This window comes from Allobosea sp. CER48 (assembly GCF_044752385.1).
Classification (GTDB): Bacteria; Pseudomonadota; Alphaproteobacteria; order Rhizobiales; family Beijerinckiaceae; genus Allobosea.
Genome location: NZ_JBIWYK010000182.1, coordinates 1 through 6,133, shown reverse-complemented (window position 1 = coordinate 6,133; position 6,133 = coordinate 1). Strand labels below are relative to the sequence as shown.

The following is a 6,133-nucleotide window of genomic DNA, read 5'->3' as shown; positions in this document are numbered from 1 at the left end:
GGCGACGAGTGCCTTGAGCAGGGCCGCCTCGCGCGCCCATCCGAGAGCCGGCTGCGCGGGATATCCGCCATAGCGCGCGCCACGCGGAACATCGCCGGCAACACCGCTCTGCGCCGCGATCTGGGCGCCCGCCCCTACCGTGAGATGCCCGGCTAGCCCAACCTGGCCACCAAGCACGACGAAATCCTCGAGCGTCGAGGAACCGGCGAGGCCGACCTGGGCACAGATAACGCAATGGCGCCCGATGACGCAGTTGTGGCCGATCTGGACGAGGTTATCGATCTTGGTACCCTCGCCGATCACCGTGTCTCGGCTCGCGCCGCGGTCGATCGTGGTGTTGGCGCCGATCTCGACATCATCCTGGATGATCACGCGCCCGATCTGGGGCACCTTCATGTGCCCCTTGGGGCTCATCGCGAAACCGAACCCGTCCTGGCCGATGCGAGCGCCGGGATGAACGATGACGCGATTGCCGATCAGGGTGGACTGGATGGTGCTGCCCGAACCGATCGAACAGTTCCGGCCGATCCGGACCTGCGGACCGATCACCGCATGCGAGGCCACGACCGTGCCCGCCCCGATCTCGGCCCCTGGACCGATCACCGCGCCGGGATCGACGGTGACGCCCGGCTCGAGAACGGCGGTGGGATGAACGATGGCTCCCGGTGCCACGCCTTGAGAGGCGAATACGGATTCAGGCCGCAGCGCTGCCGGAAAGAAGCGCGCCATTACCTTGGCGAAGGCATGATAAGGCGCCGGCGTGACCAGAGCGACCGTGCCCGCCGGCACACGCTCGGCAAAGCGTGGCGACACGAGGCAAAGCCCGGCCTTCGTCGCCGCCAGGGCATCGGTGTATTTCGGATTGTCCATATAGGCGAGATCGTTCAGACCCGCCGTCTCCAGCGCGGCCACGCCCTCGATCCGGCGCGACGCATCGACGCCGGCCGGCAACTCGGCCCCGGAAATGCCTGCGACCTCGCCGAAATCGAGCGAGGTCGCCAAGTGAAAGAAGATTGGCTCTGCCATGATCAGGTCCGGAGCGGGGCGCGAGGCCCCACCACGTCAGAAGCGAGTGCCGCCCGAGAAACGGAACGCCTGGAGACGATCGCCGCCGTACTTGCCGGCGATCCCGGTCGCCGGGTTGACGCCCCACTGCCCCTCGTCCTTCGTAATGGCGTAGGCGTAGTCGAACCGGATCGGGCCCAGCGGAGACTGCCACAGCACGCTCGCGCCGACAGACGACCGAAGGATGTTCTTGTCGCGAACGCAGGCGATATTGCTCTGAGCCCCGCCGGTCACGATGTTGAACTGACGCGCCTCCGAGCCCGCCGGGCAACCGCCGAACACAGGGTTCGTGATCACGCTCGAACCGCCGTCGTAGTTGAACAGCGTACCGGCATCCGCGAACAGCGCGCCGCGCAGACCGACATCGCGCGGCAGGCCCCAGATCGGGAACTGAACCTCGACGGAGCCGCCGAAATAGGTGGTGCCGCCGACGGCGTTCGCGGTCGGGTCGTTCAGCACGTCGCGCGGGCCGATGCCGGAGGGCGCGAAGCCGCGCACCAGGGTCGGTCCGAGGAAGTAGTGATCGACCATGCGCAGGTTGCCGCTGGTCGCCTGGACGTGACCGCCCTGAACGCGCACGAACCCGACGACATCGTCGAAGATCTCGCGATAGTACCGGGCGTCGGCCGCGATACGCAGGAACTTCGAGTCGCCGCCCAGGCCGGCGAACTCCGGCTTCAGCTCGGCGATGAAGCCGTTGCGCGGGGTCTGCACGCTGTCGAGCGAGTTGTAGTTGAAGTTCAGGCCGACGAGCGAAGTCAGGGTGCTGCCCTGCGCTTCCTTGACCGCGACGGTCGCCTCACCGTTGGTGACGCAGTTATAAAGCGTATTCGCGCCGCCCGTCGGGGTGATCCCCGGGATCGGGAAGGTACAGTCGTTGTACGGACGGTTGATATCGTTCGGGATATCGATATCGGTCTGGTACAGCGAGTAACGCGGCGTGACCGAGAACTCTTCCGTGATCGGGAAGGTGAAGCGCACCTGACCACCGGTCACGCGGCTCTCGAAACGACCGGTGTTATAGTTGTCGTTGAACTTCGAGAACAGGTCGATACCGGCCGCCACGCGATAGCCCAGGAAGTAGGGCTCGGTGAACGAGAAGTCGATGCCCTGCGTGCGCTGGCCGAGCGTGCCGGCGATGCGGACGAACTGACCGCGGCCGAGGAAGTTCGACTCCGACAGCGAGACCTCGCCGATGACGCCATCCGACGTGGAGTAACCGCCGGCGATCGAGAACGAGCCCGTCGCCTTGTCCTCGACATCGATGTTGACGACGACGCGGTCGGGCGCCGAACCCGGCTCGTTGGTGATGCGGACCTTGTTGAAGAAGCCGAGATTGTTGAGACGACGCTCGGCGCGGTCGATCATCACCTTGTTGTAGGCGTCGCCCTCGCCGAGATCGAGCTCGCGACGAACGACATAGTCGCGGGTACGCGTGTTGCCGCGCACGTTGATGCGCTCGACATAGACCCGCGGACCTTCGTCGACGACATAGGTGATGCCGATCGTGCGGCCGGACGCGTCCCGGTCACCGCGCGGGCGAACCTGGGCGAAGGCATGGCCGCGGCGTGCGACTTCGGTCGTCAGGGCGACGAGCGACTTCTCGACCGCTTCGGCATTGTAGGTGTCGCCCGCCGACGTCGCGACATAACGCTGGAGCGCCGCCTGATCGACATCGCGAAGCGCGGAGTCGACCGCGACGTTGCCGACCTTGTACTGCGGGCCTTCCTCGATCTGAATGTCGATGACCCAGCCGCCGGCCGTCTCGTCGAAACGCGCGGTATTGTTGACGATCTGGAAGTCGGCATAGCCGTTCTTCAGATAGAAGCGGCGGATCAGGTCGAGATCGGAGCTGACGCGATCGGGATCATAGACGTCGGACGTCTTGATGAAGCTGAGGAAGTTCGACTCGGTCGACGACATCAGGCCGCGCAGCCGGCCGGACGAGTAGGCCTCGTTGCCGCTGAAGTTGATCGACTTGATGCCGGTCTTGCCGCTCTCGTTGATGGTGAAGACGACGTCCTGGCGGCCGTTCGGCAGCGGCGCGATACGGCCGGTAACCGAGGACAGGCCGTAGCCAGCCCGGCGATAGGCCTCACGGAGACGATCGACGTCGGAATTGATCAGCGCCTGGCTGAGCGGGCCACCGGCGCGCGACTGAACCAGCGGCGCGAGCTGGTCGCTCTTCAGGCGGCGGTTGCCCTCGAAGGCGACGCGGTTGACGGTGCCGTTCTGCTCCTGGACCGTCACGACGGTCTGGGAACCACGACGGCTGACCTGAACATTGCTGAACAAGCCCGTGGCGAGAAGGCTCTCGCGAATCTCCTGGGGACTCTCCCGCCCGACAGTGTAGGAGCGGATCGTCTCCGCATCGACGCGCCGGTTGCCGTGGACGACCACGGCCTGCGCGAACGCCACACCACCACTCACGGCCAGCATCAAAGCCGAAAGTCCGATCGATCGAGAGAGCCGCAGTTTGGTCGGCCGGCTCTGTTGGGTCGACGTCATCGGGTCGCCTATTCCATATCTCTGGTCACCACCCCATGCGGGGGCCGCCATCGGGAGACGGCAGCACGGGGACATTGCAGTCCAAACGCTTCTACAAAGTTTCCGGCAGGGTGCAAACCGCGATCATCGTTAACAAAGGATTTTTAACGATCTCGTTGCCGACGGGCCACGCGGCCCGCCGTGTTTCCGCCGTAAAGTGCCGCAGCCACCGCGCTTTCAGAGCATTCCGCGCACGTGGACAATGTCGTTCCAGGTCACGAACAGCATCAACATCAGCACCAGCGCGAGCCCCAGACGGTAGCCGATCTCCTGCGCGCGCGGGCTGAGGGGGCGGCCCCGCAGCGCTTCGTAGAGATAGAACATCAGGTGGCCGCCATCGAGCATTGGCACCGGAAGGAGGTTCATCAGCCCGATCGAAACCGACAGAATCGCCGCGAGATTGATCAGGCCGAGCAGGCCGCCGCTGGAGGCGACGAGGCCGGAGACCTGAGCGATCCGAATCGGGCCCGAGAGCTGATCGGTGGATTCGCGGCCCCGCACGAGCTTGGCGATATAGTCATAGGTCCGGGTGACCACGAACCAGGTTTCCGAGACGCCCATGCCGAGGGAATCGACGACGCCGAAATGCTGCGTCGTCCAGTCCTCGGGCTTCGCAGAGGCCTTCACCCCGATGACCCCGATGCGCTGCGTGCCGACCGGCGTCTTCATCTCCTGCAGCGCCGGGGTAACCGGCAGGTCCAGCGTACCGCTGCTGCGCTCGACCGTTATCGACAGGCGCTCCTCCGGCCGGGCCGAGATGATGCGCTGCATGTCCGTGAAGCTCGTGACCTTCTGCCCGTCGATGGCGACGACGAGATCGCCCGCCATCAACCCGGCGCGCTCGGCCGCGCTTCCGGCGACCACGCCATCGACGCGCGGGATCAGCACCTGCTTGCCGAAGAAGAAGCTCGTGCCGGCGAAGATCAGGATCGCGAGCAGGAAATTGGCAATCGGCCCGGCCGCGACGATCGCAGCCCGTTCGCCGACCGACTGGGCCGGCAGCGAGCGGGCGCGCTCATCAGCCGTCATCCGTTTCACGGCCGCATCGTCGGGAGAACTCGCCGCATCGGCATCGCCGGAGAACTTGACGTAGCCGCCCAGCGGAATCAGGGCGAAGCGCCAGCGCGTCCCGTGGCGGTCGTTGAAGCCGAACAGCTCACGGCCGAAACCGATCGAGAAGGTGTGGACATCGACGCCGCACCAGCGGCCGACGAGAAAATGCCCGAGCTCGTGAACGAAAACGACGATGGTGAGAACGAACAGGAACGGCACCAGATAACCCAGCACAAGATGCCCGGCACTCCAGAGCGACGCCGCAAATTCCATCGAACTCTCCGTTCACCGCACCTGGCGGCCTTGCCGATCCCGCGCGCATCCCGATCCCGGTCCAAGCGGCTCTGGGGCTCGCCCGGCCAGCCTGGATCGCACCGATCGTGATGCCTTCCTGATGCTCTAGGTGACAGTGAACGACGCTTGCGACAAGAGCGAGGCAGCCCGACGTCTCGAATCGTGGTCAACGGCAAGCGCCGCTGTGACATCCTGCAGCGCGCCGGCCCTGGCCGGAGCAGAGGCGCAGACGGCCTCGACCAGTGCGGCGATGCCGGAAAAGCGCAAGCGCCCGGAAAGGAAGGCGGCAACGGCCACCTCGTTCGCCGCGTTGAGGATCGCCGGCATCGCGCCGCCCTCGCGCAGCGCCGCCATGGCGAGGCCAAGCGCCGGGAAGCGTTCGAGATCCGGCCGCTCGAAACTGAGCGGCGCCGACGTAGCAAGATCCAGGAACCGGGCCGGCGGCGCGTCGAGACGCCCGTCGATGCCCAGGCAATGGGCCGCCGCCACCCGCATATCCGGCACGGCCATGCCGGCGCTCACCGAACCGTCCCGGAAGGTGACCAGCCCATGGACGATCTGCTGCGGGTGGACGAGCACGTCGAGCTGGCCGGCCTCCAGCCCGAAAAGGAAGCGGGCCTCGATGAGTTCGAGCCCCTTGTTCATCATGCTGGCGGAGTCGACGGTGATCTTGGCGCCCATCGCATAATTCGGATGCTTCAGCGCATCCTCGGGACGGGCCGCGGCGATCCTATCCGCGCTCCAGGTCCGGAAGGGGCCGCCGGACGCGGTCAGCGTCATCGAGCGGATCGCCGAAAGCGGCTCGGCGCCGAGCACCTGGAACAGCGCATTGTGCTCGGAATCGAGCGGCAACAGGCGCGCGCCGACCGCCGCCGCGCGCGCCATAACAGCTTCGCCGGCGCAGACCAGGCTCTCCTTGTTGGCGAGCGCGATCGTCCGTCCGGGCATCAGCGCGGCAAAGGTCGCCTCCAGCCCCGCCGCCCCGGAGATCGCGCTGACAACGATATCTGCCGGGCGCGCGACCGCCTCGAGCACGGCCGAGCGCCCTGCTCCGCAGGCGATGCCGGTGCCGGCCAGCGCGTCGCGCAATGCGGCGCCGCCGGCCTCGTCCGCCAAGGCAGCGAAAGAGGCATGCGTCTCGATCGCGACCTGTGCGAGCCCCACCGCATCCGTG

General features: G+C 66.3%; 4 protein-coding genes. All 4 read right to left on the bottom strand.

Going from position 1 to position 6,133, the window contains the following annotated elements; translation table 11 throughout:
* The coding region (lpxD, locus tag ACIPIA_RS08785) for a UDP-3-O-(3-hydroxymyristoyl)glucosamine N-acyltransferase (protein ID WP_400508626.1) at positions 1-1,026 on the bottom strand (1,026 nt) is incomplete at its 3' end.
* 36 nt (positions 1,027-1,062) lie between these two features.
* Positions 1,063-3,573: an outer membrane protein assembly factor BamA gene (gene bamA / locus ACIPIA_RS08780; RefSeq protein WP_400508624.1), complete on the bottom strand. Its 2,511-nt coding sequence runs from the start codon at positions 3,571-3,573 to the stop codon at positions 1,063-1,065.
* Between the two features lie 216 nt (positions 3,574-3,789).
* A complete protein-coding gene (gene rseP / locus ACIPIA_RS08775; RefSeq protein ID WP_400508622.1) occupies positions 3,790-4,938 on the bottom strand; it encodes an RIP metalloprotease RseP in 1,149 nt (382 codons plus the stop codon).
* Between the two features lie 126 nt (positions 4,939-5,064).
* Positions 5,065-6,133, bottom strand: a 1,069-nt coding sequence (gene dxr, locus ACIPIA_RS08770; protein ID WP_400508620.1) for a 1-deoxy-D-xylulose-5-phosphate reductoisomerase, incomplete at its 5' end; no start/stop codon positions are given.

Excerpts from the sequence above, each read along its gene's own strand:
- bamA (WP_400508624.1), bottom strand. The coding sequence starts at position 3,573 with ATGACGTCGACCCAACAGAGCCGGCCGACCAAACTGCGGCTCTCTCGA.
- rseP (WP_400508622.1), bottom strand. The coding sequence starts at position 4,938 with ATGGAATTTGCGGCGTCGCTCTGGAGTGCCGGGCATCTTGTGCTGGGT.